This window comes from Pseudochrobactrum albidum, assembly GCF_051851455.1.
Lineage (GTDB): Bacteria > Pseudomonadota > Alphaproteobacteria > Rhizobiales > Rhizobiaceae > Pseudochrobactrum.
In genome coordinates, this window is record NZ_JBPVTR010000024.1 from 294058 (window position 1) to 311286 (window position 17229).

Annotated in this window: 17 protein-coding genes; 10 read left to right on the forward strand and 7 right to left on the reverse strand. The window is 47.0% G+C overall.

Annotated elements, in window-relative coordinates; genetic code table 11:
- Positions 1-53 precede the first annotated feature (53 nt).
- Positions 54-716 carry a DNA-3-methyladenine glycosylase I gene (locus ACSTTO_RS12400; protein WP_439273511.1) on the reverse strand — a complete coding sequence of 221 codons (663 nt, stop codon included), beginning with the start codon at positions 714-716 and terminating at the stop codon, positions 54-56.
- 283 nt (positions 717-999) lie between these two features.
- Between ACSTTO_RS12400 and ACSTTO_RS12405 the strand changes: the two genes are divergently transcribed.
- The 3 genes from ACSTTO_RS12405 (at position 1000) to ACSTTO_RS12415 (ending at position 3790) form a co-directional block, all read left to right on the forward strand.
- Positions 1000-1824 carry a L,D-transpeptidase gene (locus ACSTTO_RS12405; RefSeq protein WP_439273512.1) on the forward strand — a complete coding sequence of 275 codons (825 nt, stop codon included), beginning with the start codon at positions 1000-1002 and terminating at the stop codon, positions 1822-1824.
- 403 nt (positions 1825-2227) lie between these two features.
- The gene (locus ACSTTO_RS12410; protein ID WP_439273513.1) at positions 2228-3052 is read left to right on the forward strand and encodes an aldo/keto reductase; all 825 of its coding nucleotides are present in this window, start codon (positions 2228-2230) and stop codon (positions 3050-3052) included.
- Between the two features lie 516 nt (positions 3053-3568).
- Complete coding sequence (locus ACSTTO_RS12415) at positions 3569-3790, forward strand: helix-turn-helix domain-containing protein (RefSeq protein ID WP_439273514.1); 222 nt, start codon at positions 3569-3571, stop codon at positions 3788-3790.
- A 172-nt stretch (positions 3791-3962) separates the two neighbouring features.
- On the opposite strand, the gene ACSTTO_RS12420 is transcribed toward ACSTTO_RS12415, so the two are convergent.
- Positions 3963-4106: a hypothetical protein gene (locus ACSTTO_RS12420; RefSeq protein WP_439273515.1), complete on the reverse strand. Its 144-nt coding sequence runs from the start codon at positions 4104-4106 to the stop codon at positions 3963-3965.
- Positions 4107-4526: 420 nt separating this feature from the next.
- Between ACSTTO_RS12420 and ACSTTO_RS12425 the strand changes: the two genes are divergently transcribed.
- From ACSTTO_RS12425 to xseA, 4 genes are all read left to right on the forward strand, one after another.
- A complete protein-coding gene (locus tag ACSTTO_RS12425; protein WP_439273516.1) occupies positions 4527-5264 on the forward strand; it encodes a 16S rRNA (uracil(1498)-N(3))-methyltransferase in 738 nt (245 codons plus the stop codon).
- Between the two features lie 166 nt (positions 5265-5430).
- Entirely contained in the window at positions 5431-6804 is a 1374-nt protein-coding gene (locus ACSTTO_RS12430) for a glutamate--cysteine ligase (protein ID WP_439273517.1), read from the forward strand.
- A 173-nt stretch (positions 6805-6977) separates the two neighbouring features.
- On the forward strand, positions 6978-7889 hold the full coding sequence (locus ACSTTO_RS12435) for a LysR substrate-binding domain-containing protein (RefSeq protein ID WP_439273518.1): 912 nt from the start codon (positions 6978-6980) through the stop codon (positions 7887-7889).
- Positions 7890-7952: 63 nt separating this feature from the next.
- Positions 7953-9593: an exodeoxyribonuclease VII large subunit gene (gene xseA, locus ACSTTO_RS12440; RefSeq protein ID WP_439273519.1), complete on the forward strand. Its 1641-nt coding sequence runs from the start codon at positions 7953-7955 to the stop codon at positions 9591-9593.
- Between the two features lie 108 nt (positions 9594-9701).
- Here the strand turns inward: xseA and ACSTTO_RS12445 are convergent, their stop codons facing one another.
- On the reverse strand, positions 9702-10457 hold the full coding sequence (locus ACSTTO_RS12445) for a glycosyltransferase family 32 protein (RefSeq protein WP_439273520.1): 756 nt from the start codon (positions 10455-10457) through the stop codon (positions 9702-9704).
- A 712-nt stretch (positions 10458-11169) separates the two neighbouring features.
- On the opposite strand from ACSTTO_RS12445, the gene ACSTTO_RS12450 reads away from it, so the two are divergent.
- Positions 11170-11913, forward strand: coding sequence for an acetoacetate decarboxylase family protein (locus ACSTTO_RS12450; RefSeq protein ID WP_439273521.1), 744 nt, complete (start codon positions 11170-11172; stop codon positions 11911-11913).
- Positions 11914-11950: 37 nt separating this feature from the next.
- Entirely contained in the window at positions 11951-13045 is a 1095-nt protein-coding gene (locus tag ACSTTO_RS12455) for a YkvI family membrane protein (RefSeq protein WP_439273522.1), read from the forward strand.
- Between the two features lie 38 nt (positions 13046-13083).
- On the opposite strand, the gene ACSTTO_RS12460 is transcribed toward ACSTTO_RS12455, so the two are convergent.
- The 4 genes from ACSTTO_RS12460 to ACSTTO_RS12475 all read right to left on the reverse strand — a co-directional run bounded on the left by ACSTTO_RS12460 (position 13084) and on the right by ACSTTO_RS12475 (position 15152).
- Positions 13084-13626: a helix-turn-helix domain-containing protein gene (locus ACSTTO_RS12460; RefSeq protein ID WP_439273523.1), complete on the reverse strand. Its 543-nt coding sequence runs from the start codon at positions 13624-13626 to the stop codon at positions 13084-13086.
- 244 nt (positions 13627-13870) lie between these two features.
- Positions 13871-14038, reverse strand: a complete 168-nt coding sequence (locus tag ACSTTO_RS12465) for a hypothetical protein (protein WP_439273524.1) — start codon at positions 14036-14038, stop codon at positions 13871-13873.
- Between the two features lie 90 nt (positions 14039-14128).
- Positions 14129-14386: a hypothetical protein gene (locus tag ACSTTO_RS12470; protein WP_439273525.1), complete on the reverse strand. Its 258-nt coding sequence runs from the start codon at positions 14384-14386 to the stop codon at positions 14129-14131.
- A gap of 1 nt (position 14387) precedes the next feature.
- Positions 14388-15152 carry a lysozyme family protein gene (locus ACSTTO_RS12475; protein ID WP_439273526.1) on the reverse strand — a complete coding sequence of 255 codons (765 nt, stop codon included), beginning with the start codon at positions 15150-15152 and terminating at the stop codon, positions 14388-14390.
- A gap of 830 nt (positions 15153-15982) precedes the next feature.
- Here ACSTTO_RS12475 and ACSTTO_RS12480 point away from each other — a divergent pair.
- A complete protein-coding gene (locus tag ACSTTO_RS12480) occupies positions 15983-17170 on the forward strand; it encodes a helix-turn-helix domain-containing protein (RefSeq protein WP_439273527.1) in 1188 nt (395 codons plus the stop codon).
- Positions 17171-17229: the final 59 nt, after the last annotated feature.

Below are 17229 nucleotides of genomic sequence, written 5' to 3' on the forward strand. Positions count from 1 at the left end.
GCAACTTCGCAAGCTGTAAAACCGCATTTTACGGCACATCTTTGTAACAGTTCTTATGAAGGGCGTATAAAATCCTGCCGCAGGCGATCAATCACAGGGCGGCAATAACACCCCTCCAGATGATCATTCACCATCCCCATCGCCTGCATAAAGGCATAAACCGTTGTCGGCCCGACAAAAGTCCAGCCGCGCTTCTTCAGATCTCCGGAAATAAGCGATGAGGTTTCCGTCAGCGGATTGGCACGCAATGTGGCCAGATCAATATGCTGAGGACGCTTGGCGGCATCGGGCTCAAAACGCCAGAAATAAGCAGCCAAAGAGCCCTTTTCGCCCACAAGCTCGATGGCGCGCGCGGCATTATTCACCACCGACCGGATCTTGCCGCGATGGCGCACAATGCCCTTATCCTGCATCAACCGCTCAATATCAGCCTCGGTAAATGCAGCCACTTTATAAAAATCAAATCCGGCAAAGGCTTTGCGAAAACTCTCCCTTTTGCGCAGGATTGTCAGCCATGACAGGCCGGACTGGAACCCCTCAAGGCAGATTTTCTCAAAAAGACGAAAATCACTATCCACCGGATGTCCCCATTCATTATCGTGATAATGCTGATAATCCGGCAAGTTCCCATGCCAGCTACAACGGATTTTGCCATCCTCGCCACGGCAAAGGCCATCTGCCAGCAATGCTGTATTGCGCCTGATTTCTTCACTCATGAAACACCTGCAAAAAAGTTTTTCCCTCTCATAGCATATTTTATTTGACTTGGAACAAAAAAAGAACAAATTTACCCTGAATTCGACTACATCTCTCACTGTGATTTTGGCAGCATTTACCTGCTGATAACCACAATCACAGCTTTTCAGGTCATATCCGGCCATGCATCAGGCAGATTCACTTTTTTACAAGGGCTTACCGGCACAGTTTGCAGGAGAACAATTTCATATTGCAAAGAGATAAACCGCCCTGCATCGCAACACAGCTACAAAGGACGATCTGATGAAGCCGCGCCATCTTTTGCTGATTGCATCCATTGCCGCATTTGCCTTGTCTGCCCTTTCTGCGGGAGGCGCATTTGCCAATGATCGCTATGCCATTCCCCCGCCTGTGACCGTGAGCCCGGATGTGAGTGCGCCATGGGTTACACAGTTGCAACCCGTCCAGCCCGCCTCTCAATACCGCTCTTCTTCCCCTTCCCCTGCCTATTCACCCAAGGCACAACCCCGCCTCCCACAAAAAGCAACCACACAAAAACCCGCTAAAAAAACAACCTCGGCTGCGCGCAAAGCCACAACACCCCAGCAAGCGCCTGTTATTCGCGCCAGTGTTGCAGCGCCAGCAAACCCCAAACGCGCAGCCGGCGGCCTTAATCCGGTTTATCTGCCGCAAGATGTTGACTATAATAAAGATCACAAGCCCGGCACCATTGTTATCGATACGAAAAACAAATTCCTTTATCTCGTGGGACAAAATGGCAAAGCCCGCCGTTACGGCGTGGGCGTTGGCAAACAAGGCTTCAGCTGGAAAGGCACGCAGACAATCAGCCGCAAGGCCGAATGGCCGACATGGACACCGCCGGCAGCCATGATTGCCCGTGAGCGCAAAAAAGGCCGCATCCTGCCTGCACAGATGAAGGGCGGCATTAATAATCCGCTTGGAGCGCGCGCGCTCTATCTGGGAAATACCCTGTATCGCATCCACGGCACCAATGCGCCTTCCACAATCGGCAAGGCTGTTTCTTCAGGATGCATACGTATGCGCAATCAGGATGTGGAAGACCTCTACAACCGCGTAACGGTGGGCACCAAAGTTATCGTTATGTGAGGGGTATTTTGTTTCCGCATTGCCGTTTTTCTTGTTTCACAATGCAGGTTCCGGCATTGACGAAAAATTACCGCACTCGGCAATAAAACAGCTTAAACATAAAAATATCAATATTTTACAAGGCCTGTATTTTCTGCAACCTGCCGGAGAATACAGGCTTTTCCTTTAACAATTTCGGCAAAGCGGTAATTTATTGCAAACAAAAAATCCCCTCCCGCACGGCGGGGCAACCATCCGCCAACAGAATAACAAGCCTCTCCCGAACAATTTATAATTTTGCCCGCAAGCAGACTTGCAAAAATATCAGGAACTGATTCAAGATTGCATTACTGCGTAATGCTTCGCCGGATGGCTTGCATGACCAAGACACTGCCGGCGCAAAAAACAGAAAAGGAATAAGAATATGACCGTAGCTGCAATTAAACTGAATGACGGCAACTTTATTCCGCAACTCGGTTTCGGTGTGTGGCGCATCAGCGATGAAGAGGCGGTAACGAGTGTTTCCACGGCACTGGAAACCGGTTATCGCCATATTGATACCGCCGCCATTTACAAGAATGAGCAGGGTGTGGGGCGGGCTATCCGCAATTCCGGCATTGCACGCAAGGATATCTTTCTTACCACAAAAGTGTGGAATGATGATCAGGGCTATGATGCAACACTAAAAGCCTTTGAAGCCTCATCAGACCGCCTTGGTACAGATTATTTTGATCTTTATCTTATACACTGGCCAATGCCCAATAAGGATCTGTTTTCAGATACATGGAGGGCTCTGATCAGGCTGCGCGAGGAAGGGCGCGTTAAATCTATCGGTGTGTCCAATTTCCGCACCGCTGACCTGCGCCGCCTGCAGAAGGAGACAGATATTATTCCGGCTGTAAACCAGATTGAGCTGCATCCTTATTTTCAACAGGATGAGCTGCGCCAATATCATCAGCAGCATAATATTGCCACAGAAGCTTGGAGCCCGCTTGGCCAGGGTAAAATTCTGGATAATCCGGTTCTCACAACCATCGCCGCCAAACATAATAAATCCGTTGCCCAGATCATTTTGCGCTGGCATCTTGATATCGGTAATATCATAATCCCCAAATCCGTGACACCGCAGCGCATCCGCGAGAATTTTGCTGTGACTGATTTTAAACTGTCCGGCACGGAGCATGATGCCATCAACAAGCTGGATGCCGTTGAGGGGCGCATCGGCCCTGACCCGACAACTTTCGGCTGATATTGCCTGCTGAGACAAAGAGCAGCCTGCAGCATAAACGGCAAAAATTACATCATATTGACGCTGCATACCCGCATAACCCTATTATGCGGGTTTTTATTTACAGAAATAGAAAAAACATATTCTTTGAAAGTCAATATATTATATTTACTTTATGAATATTCTAAAAGTTAAATATATAAAAAAATATAATATATTTTAAAAACAAATAGACATATAAAATAAATAAATTCATTAACCATAAAATAAATATGGCAGCATAAAAATTACTTACACCCTTTTTATTACCTGCATTTTATTGCAGTATCCATTTATGGTTTTTTTTATATGATGAATTATAAATTTCCAATCGAGAAAGGACGTTTTCTTTTGCGCTGTTAATTTATTGTCATTCAGAGTTTTTTCTGAGCTTCAGATTATGAAGTTTCCTCAAGCATTAAAGTTTAAATTAAATCCAAGCAAATTAAATTAACCCCAAGTAAAAATGTATTTTTTATTCAATATTAAGGTGAGATAATGTCTATTGTTGTAAATCTTGATGTCGTTTTAGCCCGCAAGAAAATCCGCTCCCGCCAGCTTGCCGCAGATATTGGCATTACGGAGCCCAATGTCTCTCTGCTGAAATCTGGTAAGGTGCGCGGAATACGTTTTGAAACTCTTGCAAAAATCTGCCGCGTGCTTGATTGCCAACCCGGCGATATTCTTGAATATCGCGATGAGACATCCACCCCGCATTAAAAACGATTTTACAGCCGCAATCCGGTCTTGCCCGCCACATATACTGATAATCTCAGACGGGTTGCAGACCTTAAAAACCCATCAAAGCCGCAAAATCCTATGTGCGGCTTCTTTTTTTCAAACCCGACCATCCGGCCGGTCTGATTTTTTACCGGCCAATAATCAAAGTATTTCAGTTTTGATGAAAGCTGGAAATACCATAACCGTCACTGGCAACCGCATTGCCGCCGGTTTCAATCGATAACAGACCAAGACCTGTGAACAAAATAGCTGACAACATAAGGATAGTCAGGAGCGTGGCGCTCTTTACGGACATGGAAATAACTCTCCCCGACGGAGTTAGGCCGGCATGTTCCGCCGCGCCTTATCGGGCACGGACAAAACCTGCATGATTTGAAAGACGCCCTCATCTATAAGCACACAAGTTTAACAGCAATGAAACCTGCCGCCTTTTACCGCGAAAAAACCGCTATAAAATCAGTTTGAAATCCATTGTGGCATATAAGCAACGAAGTTGCGCCGCCCAAAGCGCAACAAGACAAAATTGTAACAAGTTGATAACCATATCCGCTCATTAAACCCCGCGTAAAACAGGTTTAACTCCCCCGCCCGTCATCCGCGCAGCACAAACAGGCAGGTGAGTCTTTACCGCGTCTTGCCTGTTACCTCCCCGATTATGTTGGCAAAACCGCTTTGCCTCTTGACCGGAAGGCTCATCTTCTGCCATCGGTCATACATGCGCGCAAATTATAAAATGCAACGAATTTTCACCAATATGCCCTTGCAGGCCGGCCAGATGATTGAGCCGCCGGCCGATACTGCCCATTACCTGCTCAACGTGCTTAGAATGCATGATGGCGACCAGATATTGCTCTTTAACGGGCATGATGGCGAATGGCTGGCAAATATTGTGCAAACAGGTAAAAAACGCTTCTCCCTGCGCCCTGAACAACAAACACGCCCGCAACCGCAGGCGGCGGATTTTCACTATTGTTTTGCACCGCTCAAAACCGGACGCATGGATTATATGGTGCAGAAAGCTGTTGAAATGGGCGCATCCGTTTTGCAGCCGGTTATTACCCAGCATTGCCAGATGCCAAAACTGAATAGTGAGCGCATGTGGGCCAATATATGCGAGGCAGCCGAGCAGTGCGGCATATTATCCCTGCCTGAATATCGTGAGCCGTTACGGTTCGATAAATTTATGGAGCAATGGGATGCTGATCGCGCATTGATTTTCTGCGATGAGGCCCATGACAGCAACAATCCGCTGCCCCTGCTCACCCCTCTCAAGGGTAAGGCGCTTGGGGTTTTTATCGGGCCTGAAGGCGGTTTCTCTGAGGCTGAGCGCCGTTTTCTTCACCGGCAGCCCTTTGTTACCGCGATTCCGCTGGGTAGCCGTATTTTGCGTGCCGACACTGCCGCCGTTGCAGCCATGACGGTGATTCAGGCCGCTATCGGCGACTGGAACTGAGCCGCCTCCATCTTTCCTGCAGTTATTTTAGCCAAAACTTTATGAGATAAACAGACAATGTCGGGTTTAATACAGAATTACCCGATATTTGCGCTTGCGTGTTTGAAGAAAAAACGTCAAGCACATATATGAATAGTCATAACTACAAAATAGGGTAATGCAGAGCATGGCTCGAGATACAACAGACGAAACAACCATTTCCGGCATTGAGGAACTGGCTGGCTATCTCGCTAAAGGTTGTAAGCCGCAAGAGAGATGGCGTATCGGCACAGAACATGAGAAATTCCCCTATTTTATAAAGGATAACAGCCCTGTGCCCTATGAAGGGGCGCAAAGTATCTGCGTGATTCTTGAAGCCATGCAGCAGCGCCTTGGCTGGGATCCTATCATTGATGAAGGCAAGCTGATCGGCCTTGTTAACCCTGAGGGTCAGGGCGCCATCTCGCTGGAGCCGGGCGGCCAGTTTGAATTGTCCGGCGCGCCATTACAGACCATTCATCAAACCTATGCGGAAGCCAGCCGGCATTTGCAGACAGTGCGGGATATCAGCGCGCCGCTTGGCATCGGCTTTCTGGGCATGGGCGGCAGCCCGAAATGGAGCCTTGCTGAAACCCCTGCCATGCCCAAATCCCGCTATGCCATTATGACCGGCTATATGCCAAAGGTCGGCACGCAGGGGCTGGATATGATGTATCGCACATCCACTATTCAGGTTAACCTTGATTTTAGCTCGGAAACCGATATGCGCCATAAAATGCAGGTTGGTATGAAGCTGCAATCGGTGGCTACGGCCTTGTTTGCCTCATCCCCCTTCACTGAAGGCAAGCCAAACGGCCTGCAATCATGGCGCTCGGATATCTGGCGCGATACGGATAATAATCGCTCCGGCGTGCTGCCTTTTGTGTTTTCCGAGCGTTTTGGCTTTGCTGATTATGCAAACTGGGCTCTGGACGTGCCGATGTACTTTATCATGCGCGGGGGACATTATATTGATTGCACCCATATTACCTTCCGCCAGTTTATGGATGGCGCGTTAAAAGATCACCCCGCCGCAGGAAAGCCCAATATAGGCGACTGGGCCAATCATCTCTCCACACTGTTTCCGGAAGTACGCCTTAAACGTTTTCTGGAAATGCGCGGCGCTGATGGCGGCCCGCTTGCGCATATTGCGGCACTTCCGGCCTTCTGGGCGGGGCTGCTTTATGACAAAGATGCGCTTAATGCCGCCCTTGACCTGACAAAAGACTGGACATTTGAACAAGTGCGTGACATGCGCAATGGCGTACCGGCCGGCGGTCTCAACACGCCATTTGGAAAAGGCAAACTGGCCGATATCGCCCGCCAGGCCGTTGAAATATCAGCTAAGGGTTTGAAAAACCGCGCTTTGGCGGATGCTCACGGGCGTGATGAGAGCATATATCTGGAGCCGCTTCAGGCTGTTCTTGCCACCGGAAAAACACTATCCACACAGATGCTCGCGCATTTTAACAGTGATTGGGGCGGCTCTGTCGAACCGGTTTTTCAGGCCTATGCCTATTAATAAACATCTTCAGGAGTGCGCATAATGCGCACTCCTCTTTTTTTACTCTGCAATTTTGCGACAGCAAAGCATCAATTCAAATTATCTGAATAAAATAAAGTAATAATTACAATAAATTGTTTGCGTTCAGCTCCATAATCCTTATGATTAACGGAACCTGAGCGGAGCGTTATATGCAAACACTTCTTGACCTTGATCAGCTGAGAACTTTTTTGCTGATTGCTGAAACAGGAAGCTTTACCAAGACTGCCGATACTGTCTTAAGAACCCAATCCGCCATCTCCATGCAGATCCGCCGATTGGAAGAACGGATTGGCAAGCCGCTTTTCACGCGTGATGGTCGCACCCTGCGGCTCACACCTCATGGGGAAAAGCTTCTTACCTATGCCCGACGCCTGCTGGAGCTGAACAACGAAACGGTTGCCTCATTCCGCACCGAAAAATTACAAGCCACAGTGCGCATCGGCCTGCCGGATGCCTATCTGGAACATATGATCTATGAGGCATTGCGGCCGATTTTTTGCAATTACCCGGCAATTGAAATCATATTGCAATGTGAAACGACAGATACGCTGATTGATCATATTCGCCGCGGGGCGCTGGATCTGGCGCTGATTACCCAGCAAACCGGACAAAGACGAAGTGAAGTGCTCAATACCAGCCGTCTTGTCTGGGTTACCTCAGCCACGCATTCCCCTCATGAGCGGGAAATATTACCGCTGGCCATGAACCGCGCCAATTGCATCTGGCGCAAGGCACTGACGGATACACTGAGTATGATTCAGCGGGAATACCGGATTATATTATCCACTTCCTCTGCCCGTTCCATTCTCATGGCGGTGCGCTCGGGCTGCGCGGTCAGCATCATGCCTGAAAATATGGCGGAGCCGGATTTACGTATTCTCACTGAAAAAGACGGTTTTCCCAAACTGCCTGTCTGTGCGCTCTCGCTCATCCGCTCTCAGGGGATCCATGCGCCTGCGATTGATCTGGTCGCACGGGCTATCCAGTCTGCCTTTAAAAAAGATATTCTCAGGCCGGCAGATCTACCGCCAGACCCGCTTTCAGTTTTGCAGGCACTATGAACCTTTGCAAGCAGCGTCAATGAAGCCTATTGACCCTTGCCCTTATAAAATGGCCAATAGGGAATGAGCTTTTTTCAAGATTCGCCCTCGTCTCAGGCAGAAAATGCGGCTTCCCGAGCAGAAAATGCCACATCCAATGTGGCAGAATATTCTGTCTCCGAGATTTCCGGGGCGCTGAAACGCACTGTTGAAGACACATTCAGCCATGTGCGGGTGCGCGGCGAGATTTCAGGCTATCGCGGCCCGCACTCTTCCGGCCATGCTTATTTTGCACTTAAAGATGAACGCGCCCGTCTGGAAGCTGTGATATGGCGCGGTTCGATGAGCCGGCTCAAATTCCGCCCTGAAGAAGGCATGGAAGTGATTGCCACCGGCAAGCTCACCACCTATCCGGGCTCATCCAAATATCAGATTGTTATTGAGCAGATGGAACCGGCCGGCGCAGGCGCATTGATGGCGCTTTTGGAAGAGCGCAAACAACGGCTTGCCCGCGAGGGGCTTTTTGATACAGCACGCAAAAAACCGCTGCCTTTTATGCCGCGTGTCATTGGTGTCATCACATCCCCCACCGGAGCGGTTATCCGCGATATTATTCACCGTGTTACCGATCGTTTTCCGCTGCATGTGCTGGTCTGGCCGGTGCGGGTGCAGGGAGAAACCACCGGCGAGGAAGTTGCACGTGCCGTTCAGGGCTTCAATTCCGGTTATTTCGGCACAGTTTTGCCAAGGCCGGATGTGTTGATTGTTGCCCGCGGCGGCGGCAGCCTGGAAGATCTCTGGGGCTTTAATGATGAAAGCGTGGTGCGCGCTGTCGCCGGATCTGCCCTTCCGGTCATCTCTGCCGTGGGGCATGAAACCGACTGGACACTGATTGATCTGGCCGCGGATCAACGCGCCCCGACCCCCACAGGCGCTGCCGAAATAGCCGTGCCTGTGCGCTCGGAATTACAGGCACGGCTTGCCTCCCACAGTGCAAGGCTTGGCGCGTCCATGTCGCGATTGCTGGATCGCAGACGTGAGGCCTATCGCAGCCTGCAGCGGGCACTCCCCTCAACAGATCAGTTATTTGCCCTGCCAAGGCGGCGTTTTGATGAGGCATCGGCAAGACTTGGCCGCGCCCTTATCACCGGCACAGCGCAAAAACGCGCGCGATTTGATGGTTTGCACCGCCATCTTTCACCACGGCTTCTGCAACAGCAAATCCGCGAGCGCCAAATACGCCTGCGGCAGATTGGGCTGAGCCTGCCAAGAGCCCTTGCCCTCATGGCACACACCAGCCGTAACAGCCTGCAACAAATAGCAGTACGGCTGAACGGCGAGCTGATTTTGCGCCGGTGCAGGCAATGGGCGCTTGGCCTTGATCACTTGCAAAGGCGCGGTGATCAGGCAATCAGCCATTATCTGGAGCGATATTTGCGCCGCAATCAGCAACTCAAACGTTTGCTGGATACTCTCTCATACACCAGTGTGCTGAAACGCGGCTTTGCCATTGTGATCAATGATCAGGGCCAACCGGTAAAAGCTGCAACCGCACTGACAGAAGGGGAACATCTGACATTGCGGTTCCATGACGGTGACCGCGCGGCAATAGCCGGCGCCAAAGGCAATCCGCCACCGGTGCGCCCTGCAGCAAAACCTGCGGCAAAAGAGAAAAAACTCAAAAAAGCAAAACAGGCAGAACCGGATCAGGGCTCCTTGTTTTAAAAAAATGCCAGCCTTTATGCGCTTATTTTCTTCAAAATTATGAGGGAGATAAATGGCGCACAGCCCTGCAATATGGGTGTGCACCGGCTGCGTAAAAGGTGGCAGAATTCAGGAATTGATAATTTCATATAGCGGGGTATCGGGCAATATTTCCTTACCGGTAAAACCAGAATTATATAAATGTAACCCTTCTGTTTGAGAGGTGATAAGATCATTGACCGTCAACCCTCTCTCAAACAACATGTTTGAGACAAGACCAAACATGGGTGAATAACGCTGGATTGGCGCAGCATGCTCCATCAAGCCCAATCTCCTGACATGATATGTCAACAGATCAGGCCCGACAACGCCCCACGCCTGATTGGCAATATGTTTGCCGCGCCCTATCATTTTGCGAAAACGCATTTTGCGCTGTTTCTTTGCCGGCAACCAGGGAGGAATAAAGTAAGGGTTTTCCGATGCCTCCAGAATTGAATTTAACAATGCGCTGTTTGACGGAAATTTAATAATTGCATTATTAAGGCGTATATTACTTTCCCATGAAAATATATATTCTTTATCTGTAAAAGGTTTGATGCAAAAAACATCACAATCAACATATAGCCCCATTCCCTCTCTTTGTATCCGATAACGATATATATCAGAGGCAATTGACAGGCTTCCGGTTGATTTATGTGCAAAAATTTCATGCTCACCCATAAGCTTGCCGGCATCAAAAAGCCTTACCCCTTTGGGAGTATCATCCGGCCGCCCATAGGCATGCAGCACAACATCATGGCCATGGCGCACAAACGAGCGCAGACATGCAGCATGTACCGGCCCTAATTTTTTACCGATCCAGACCGTATTCACAATCATCATCATGCCCCCGCAATATACTTCCTGCTTAAGAAAGTCTTCCTTTTTCAACGAAACGAGTATTCGCTATATTTTTGCGCAAACAAGATCCCGATTATTATGGCCAGCAATTACGGGCAGCCAAACGCACCGCTTAAAAAACGTCCGCTGTAAATTTTCACAGGATCCATCTGCCGGCCATATGCAACCTGCACCACCACTGAACCGGCTATTTCCTGCCAGATATCAAGCTGCTCATTGAGAAGGCCGGCCTCTTAATCTGAATTGATATATCACGCACAACTTCCCGCAGCCTTCCCGCTAAAACTGACAGGCAATAAATCTATAAGTATCTGCGCAATTTTCCCTTTTATAACAACATGTTACGGGATATTTTTATGATTTAAATGGTACGGTCGAGTTGCGCCACCATAAGGCTGAATAAGAAAATTATCTTTTAATTACAATAAGAAGAGGTTTTGCGTGCGCCGTTTGGTGCGCTGATATGTGCACCCATAGGTGCCCTACAAAACAAACAAAATCATACTCGTCTATAACCTACTGAAATGGCAGTTAACTTAATAACTTCAGATGACTCTAATATAAATATGATCTTCGATATAGCGTAGACCCTTTGCCTTACAGCTTTAGATTGTGATTTAACGCTATCGACTTTTTTAATTTTAGTATATATAAAAAAAATATCTTTTTTTTAGCATTGTTAAAATTTGAGGGTCGCATGTCCAAGATCATGAATGCCGGCAATAATATGCCGATACAAGCCCCACTAGTGCCAGATCCAGTTCTTCCTTATAGCTGTAAAAACAGCAAAACTGTCTATGCAATCTGTGAAGTAGATAGAGACATTCTGCTACAGCATCTATCTGTCACACCGTTTGAATATGTAAATAATCGTTGCATGATTTATGTGAATGATTTCACAGAAAGCCCAGAACTGCCATATATGGATGCCGGAATTATCTTTACCGTAAAGTACAAAGATACATATGGCGGTTATTATATGTATGAGTGGGAGGATGATGATGCTGCGATCGAGACCGGTCGATACTGGGGATATCCAAAAAAATTTGGCCACATGACTTTAGAGAAAAAAGGTAACATCATCCATGGTACAGCAACTCGGCGCGGAGTAAAGCTTATAGATATTCAATTAGATTGCTCCAAGCCTATTGAAACTGTACCAAGTCTTCATACGACTTATCCACATTTAAACCTGCTAACAATACCAAATCCAGATGGACCAGGTATTTTCTCACAACGGGTCACAGCGCGCGACAACTCTTCCACTTGCAAAACTATCTCCAATACTTTTGCCGAAGTGAAAGTGACCTTAAATAGCTCCCCCAGCGACCCAATAGGAGATTTTGCAAACTTAAAAATTCTTGGGGGCGGTTATTCTATAACAGACTTTAAAGCAACAACCCAGAATGGATGGGCGAAAGTTATAGATACAATCATCTAATTTTACTTCTCATTAAAAGCACAAGCGGGAGGGTACCGTGCAACGAAGTAATTTGCTTACTGTTTTCTTGCTGTCTGGGGCATATATTGCCTATTTAGCAGGATCTGGCTTTGGTAGCGGCCAGGAAATCATGCAATATTTTATGTCCTATGGCTATATAGGTATTGTTGGAATATTGCTTAGTGCAATACTCTGGGGAACATACGCAGTATTTATTGTACGCGACTCCAGAGAATTTAAACTTACAACACTACACCAAGTATATATATTTTATTGCGGAAAATATTTGGGAAATACGCTATTTGTATTCTCTATCGCCTATTTGTTCTGCATGGCAAGCCTCATGATTGCAGGATCAGGCGCAGCATTTTCACAATATTTTGGGGTGGGCAATGAGATCGGTCGCATTATCATGACCGTATTTGTTCTAATGACCGGCCTGCTCGGCATGAGAAGAATGGTGGACGTTATAGGCAGCATTGGTCCTTGTATCATTGTTTTTGTAATGCTCATCGCGATCATAGCCTTACTACGTGGCCCTGATGGACTAGAGGCGGGAAATCAGTACATTATTACAAATGACCTGCTAAAGCCGAGCACTAACTGGCTCTGGGCAGCTATAATGTACTTTTCGTATTGCATTCTTTTTCAAGCATCATATCTCTCCGGCCTAGCCACCACAAATCCCGCATCCACCAGCCAGCTAACAAAAAGCGTCATTATCGGAGCAATGGTTTATGTAGCTGCCTGTATCATAATGCTGCTAGCTTTTATGGCCAACATTACTGACCTACATGGCATCGAGGTTCCTACCCTACATTTAGGAACTCAAATCAATCCAATCTTAGGTGCAATTTATGGAGTTGTACTTGTAGCTGCACTTTACACCACTTCTGCACCATTGATATGGGCTGTAACCAATGTTTTCTCCAAAGAAAAAACACATTATTATAAGTGGGTATTAGTAGCTACAACAGTCTTAGCTTATCTTGCCAGCGGTATTAGCAGTTTTTCAGTACTTGTTAATATTGTTACAACTGTTGCAGCATATGTAGGGATATTATACATAGTCCCTGTTTTCTATGTAAAAACAATAAAACGTCCACGACATTTAAAACAACAAGCATTGTAAGATATTAAAGCTGCCGGACATCTCTGGCAGCTTTATTTTCATGTAGCTGATGGAGCTCCAATACCTATAATTATAGTCATATTATCGGTTGGGTTGAACAATCTGTAAGGGAAATTTGCCCGATAACATATGGAATCCCCTTCATTAGCTAAATACATTTGTCCATTATACTCAAATCCTAAAACGCCAGATAAAACATAAATAAACTCTTCACTCTGGCAGGTTACAAAAAGCCCTTGCGGTTCTTCATAATGAGGTGCAATTTTAATTATTGCGGCCTGAAGATCAAATCCTGCCATGTTATTACGAAGCAATTCATAGACTAATGGCGAGCCTGGACGACCGAAGACTGGGCGTTCATTAGCGCGCACCAAAATTTGATCATCATTTTCAGATTCAAAAAAATAAACGACACCAACACCATAATACGATGCCAATCGCCGCAACTGTGAAATTGATGGCTCAATTTTACCCGTCTCAATCTGACTTAGGTATCCCACAGACAACTCATTTGCATCAGCAACATCTTGTAAACGTTTCTTAGATTTTTTGCGCAATTCTCGCAATTTAGTATGTATCATGTGCCTTCGCAATTTTTGCCAATTACAACCCAAATACCTTTCGCTTGAAAATATAACAATTACAAGAAACAAAAAACATAGCGATTAAAAATATCTTTTTTGCTAGCTGTGTAATAAAAATAACATACATAAAGTAAAAACATTTAAAATACTCAACACTCTCTCCTTAACCGATTGGAGAGAGTGTTTTTCTTTTTGCCCCCCCACCCCGCACCTTGCACGGCGCGGGGTTATTATGCGTTTATCATTTCCAGTGTTTCAGCTTGTGGGCTATCTGCACCAGAAGCCAGATCACCCCCAGAACAGACAGGGTGAGGGAAAGCGCCTGCTCCAGATGCGGCAGCCACACAGGGTTCATCGCAGCGCCGGCCGCAATGGCCGTTGTTGCACGTTCAGCAACCTGTTCTTTCATCACCAGCACCCATATTTTGCGCCAAAACGGTTATGTGCCGCCACCTGATTGGCAAATGGCCGGTCTTTGGCGGTGATATAGATTGCGGTTTCAAGGCTTGGCTGTAATTTCCCGAACCCCTCGCACACATTTGGAGATTTCACCGTCTGGCAACCCGTAATCACGGCACAGAGCAGCAGCGGCAGAATGAGAGACTTGCGCATGAATGGCACCTTTATCACGCAGAATTTTTACTGAAGAAAGCACAGCCGAATAATTATATCGCGCCAGCGCATCACTGCGCCCAAGCTGATACAAACCGGCGCCGGCCATGAGCAGCGCCAGCAAAATCAAACCATAAATTTTCATATCACAGCCCCTCAACCAATCTGGCTATTCTGGCCTTTACCTGCGGCATGGAATAAATGGCATAGGCCGCAAGCCCGATGCACCCCACCACAGAAACCATCTGCACCCGCCAATCCAAAAGCCCGAGCGCCGGCAAAGCCGCAGCGGTGAGCCATGTCCAAAACCGTTTGGATTTGCCAACCGGTTGCGGCGCGGGCTGCCCCTGCCCCTGCTCTTGCGCTACGCCGGCTGCCTGCACCTGCGCCAGCACAGCCTCCACCACCTCCGGCCGCACCAGAGCCTTGTTCAATGCATCACCGGCATAGAAAGATTGCCCGCGCACAAGCGGCGAATGGCGGCCTTTGGTGGCAACCAGCACCGGCAATGATGCCCATTCCATTGCCAGCCGTTTACCGAACTCTGTGGTTGAAATTTGCCCTGCCATAAACTCTTCATAGCCGCGGCGCTTGAGCAGATGATAGGCCAGCCTGTCTTGCAAATCCGGTTCAAACACCTGCCGGCCAGAAAGATGCAATTCACGCGAAAGATCCTGCAAGGTGGCACGCATAAACTGATAGCCGCCAGCCGCGGAAGATTTGAACCGGCGCGCAAAATCAGCCTGCGCATCCACCAGCTCACCAATTGTCATGCTGGTAATGGGCTTTGGCAGCCGGTGCTGATTATTGCCATAGATAACATCATAAGAAGCGCGGTCATCCCGCCCCACCTCAACCTTGCGGATGAAGTTAAGCAGGATTGCCGCGCCGGCGGGCACGGTTTTATCCATTTTCGATTTTCCTTATGAAAATGCCGCAAAACAGCGGCGTTTAAAAAAGAGCGGGCTAAACAGCAGCCCAGAAGCGCCGATTGGCGGCAGCACGGCTGCATTTATTTAATTGTTTTCATGAATGGTTGACAAATATATAAATAAATCGTATTTGGTTGCCATCTATAAAATCCAATAAAAAGAGGCTCTTGTGATCCATCCTGAATCTTTCATTAAAGACCAAATGCCTGTTTCCCAATGACCCACAATCCCAACAATTCTTAAAACTGCATATGCAGCAGTTGATGAAATTTATCAGGATAACCCAATTTTTAAGGCTGAAAGCGCTCAGTTTAATAAAGGTCGCGTCATTTCCTGGGCAGTCGATTTTGGCTTTCAACGAGCAGTAAAAAATGGCTCTCTTGATTGTGAATGCAGATGGACACCATTTGCCAAACCTACAGGAAGCTATCTTGAATTACAGTTTACACATTCAACAGCTTCAATCAGTTTAGTTGCCAACCCAAAACGTCAGCCGCGGCCAGTTGCCTTCAGAGAAAACGCACGGCTAAGAACTCAATCATTATTTGCGTTCCCAGAAATCGAGAAAGAGTTTGAAATTTCAGGATTGCCGCATTTTCATATAATACATGGCTATCAAGATTTGACATTTGCTCATATAGCAATGCCTGCACCTGATTCTAATCAAAGGTACTCTTGGCAGTCTCCAAATTTGCTCAAACTCCCGCACGAAGTGAAAATTGACAAAACTGTACCACCTGAAAATACCGACTACGACTTTGATGAACTCAATTTACTTAAGGAAGATATTGAGCGGTGGATAAAGGACAATGACAACAACTGATAAAATTGTTCAGTTTCCCGGAACCGCCCGCCCCACCCTGCCTGGGCGGCTTCTGATTCCTGAAAGATTAACCGAGGCGCGGTTAGCTTCTCGGCTTACACAAACTGAACTAGCTGAAAAAATCGGCGTCTCCAGACAAGCTGTATCCTCATATGAATCTGGCGATAAGAAGCCTGATCCCACAGTAATGGAAGCTATAATCCATGAGCTCCAGCTACCCTATGCTTTTTTTACTAAAGATAACAGAATAGACTTTGGAATTCACAGTGCAATCTTTTTCCGAAAGGTTGGTGCAGACACTAAGCGCCGCAATCGGGCGTGTGAAATTTATGCTCGATGGGCATCTTCAATCGCATATGCATTTGATGAGTATGTAAACTATCCAGCCGTTGACATACCATTCTTTGAACCGCTTGGAGAGGCTTACACAGACAATGAAATTGAACAACACGCACAAACTGTGCGTGAGCATTTTGGGCTTGGTCTGGGGCCGATAACAAATGTGATTAGACTACTGGAAACAAAGGGAGTCATTGTTACTCGATACACGGTTGAAAACGAAAATGTTGAAGCATTTTCGTTTTGGTCGGGTGCGCGCCCATTCATATTTCTTGCATCAGAAAAAAAATCTGCCGCAAGAGCAAGATTCGATGTTGCGCATGAACTAGCTCACTTATGTTTGCATAAATGGGTAGGGGCTGAAGAAATCGAAGATAAAGATCGCCTTAAACGCATTGAACGAGAGGCGGATAAATTTGCGTCTGCTTTTCTCTTACCCCGTCAATCTTTTCCAAATGAAGTTTATTCATCTCGGTTAGATGGCTTTGTAAATTTAAAAGCGCGATGGAAAGTATCAATCCAAGCGATGATTTATCGCTCAAAGGATTTAGGGTTATTCGATGATCGACAAGTTACGAATCTTTACAAGCAAATATCCTTTAAAAAATGGAGGACAACCGAGCCTTTAGATATCGGTAGCAACGCAATACCTTTTGAAGAGCCACTTTTATTAAAAAAAATAGCAGAACTTGTGTTTGAAAGCGGTAGATATAGTAAACATCAGTTTAAAGCAGATGTCGCTCTATCTAATGCCGACATGCAGAAAATCATTGGTATTCAATTCCCCCCTACAGATGAAAAGATAATCCCAAGTTTTAACCCGACTTTAAAATAATAAAATTGATTGCTTATCCGGTCAAACCCCTGACCGGATAAACTGCATTATTTGAATCG

What these genes read in the sequence shown, in the direction of transcription:
- ACSTTO_RS12400 (WP_439273511.1), bottom strand. Translation starts at nt 716, where the DNA reads ATGAGTGAAGAAATCAGGCGCAATACAGCATTGCTGGCAGATGGCCTT.
- ACSTTO_RS12405 (WP_439273512.1), top strand. Translation starts at nt 1,000, where the DNA reads ATGAAGCCGCGCCATCTTTTGCTGATTGCATCCATTGCCGCATTTGCC.
- ACSTTO_RS12410 (WP_439273513.1), top strand. Translation starts at nt 2,228, where the DNA reads ATGACCGTAGCTGCAATTAAACTGAATGACGGCAACTTTATTCCGCAA.
- ACSTTO_RS12415 (WP_439273514.1), top strand. Translation starts at nt 3,569, where the DNA reads ATGTCTATTGTTGTAAATCTTGATGTCGTTTTAGCCCGCAAGAAAATC.
- ACSTTO_RS12420 (WP_439273515.1), bottom strand. Translation starts at nt 4,106, where the DNA reads ATGTCCGTAAAGAGCGCCACGCTCCTGACTATCCTTATGTTGTCAGCT.
- ACSTTO_RS12425 (WP_439273516.1), top strand. Translation starts at nt 4,527, where the DNA reads ATGCGCGCAAATTATAAAATGCAACGAATTTTCACCAATATGCCCTTG.
- ACSTTO_RS12430 (WP_439273517.1), top strand. Translation starts at nt 5,431, where the DNA reads ATGGCTCGAGATACAACAGACGAAACAACCATTTCCGGCATTGAGGAA.
- ACSTTO_RS12435 (WP_439273518.1), top strand. Translation starts at nt 6,978, where the DNA reads ATGCAAACACTTCTTGACCTTGATCAGCTGAGAACTTTTTTGCTGATT.
- xseA (WP_439273519.1), top strand. Translation starts at nt 7,953, where the DNA reads ATGAGCTTTTTTCAAGATTCGCCCTCGTCTCAGGCAGAAAATGCGGCT.
- ACSTTO_RS12445 (WP_439273520.1), bottom strand. Translation starts at nt 10,457, where the DNA reads ATGATGATGATTGTGAATACGGTCTGGATCGGTAAAAAATTAGGGCCG.
- ACSTTO_RS12450 (WP_439273521.1), top strand. Translation starts at nt 11,170, where the DNA reads ATGTCCAAGATCATGAATGCCGGCAATAATATGCCGATACAAGCCCCA.
- ACSTTO_RS12460 (WP_439273523.1), bottom strand. Translation starts at nt 13,626, where the DNA reads ATGATACATACTAAATTGCGAGAATTGCGCAAAAAATCTAAGAAACGT.
- ACSTTO_RS12465 (WP_439273524.1), bottom strand. Translation starts at nt 14,038, where the DNA reads ATGAAAGAACAGGTTGCTGAACGTGCAACAACGGCCATTGCGGCCGGC.
- ACSTTO_RS12470 (WP_439273525.1), bottom strand. Translation starts at nt 14,386, where the DNA reads ATGAAAATTTATGGTTTGATTTTGCTGGCGCTGCTCATGGCCGGCGCC.
- ACSTTO_RS12475 (WP_439273526.1), bottom strand. Translation starts at nt 15,152, where the DNA reads ATGGATAAAACCGTGCCCGCCGGCGCGGCAATCCTGCTTAACTTCATC.
- ACSTTO_RS12480 (WP_439273527.1), top strand. Translation starts at nt 15,983, where the DNA reads ATGACAACAACTGATAAAATTGTTCAGTTTCCCGGAACCGCCCGCCCC.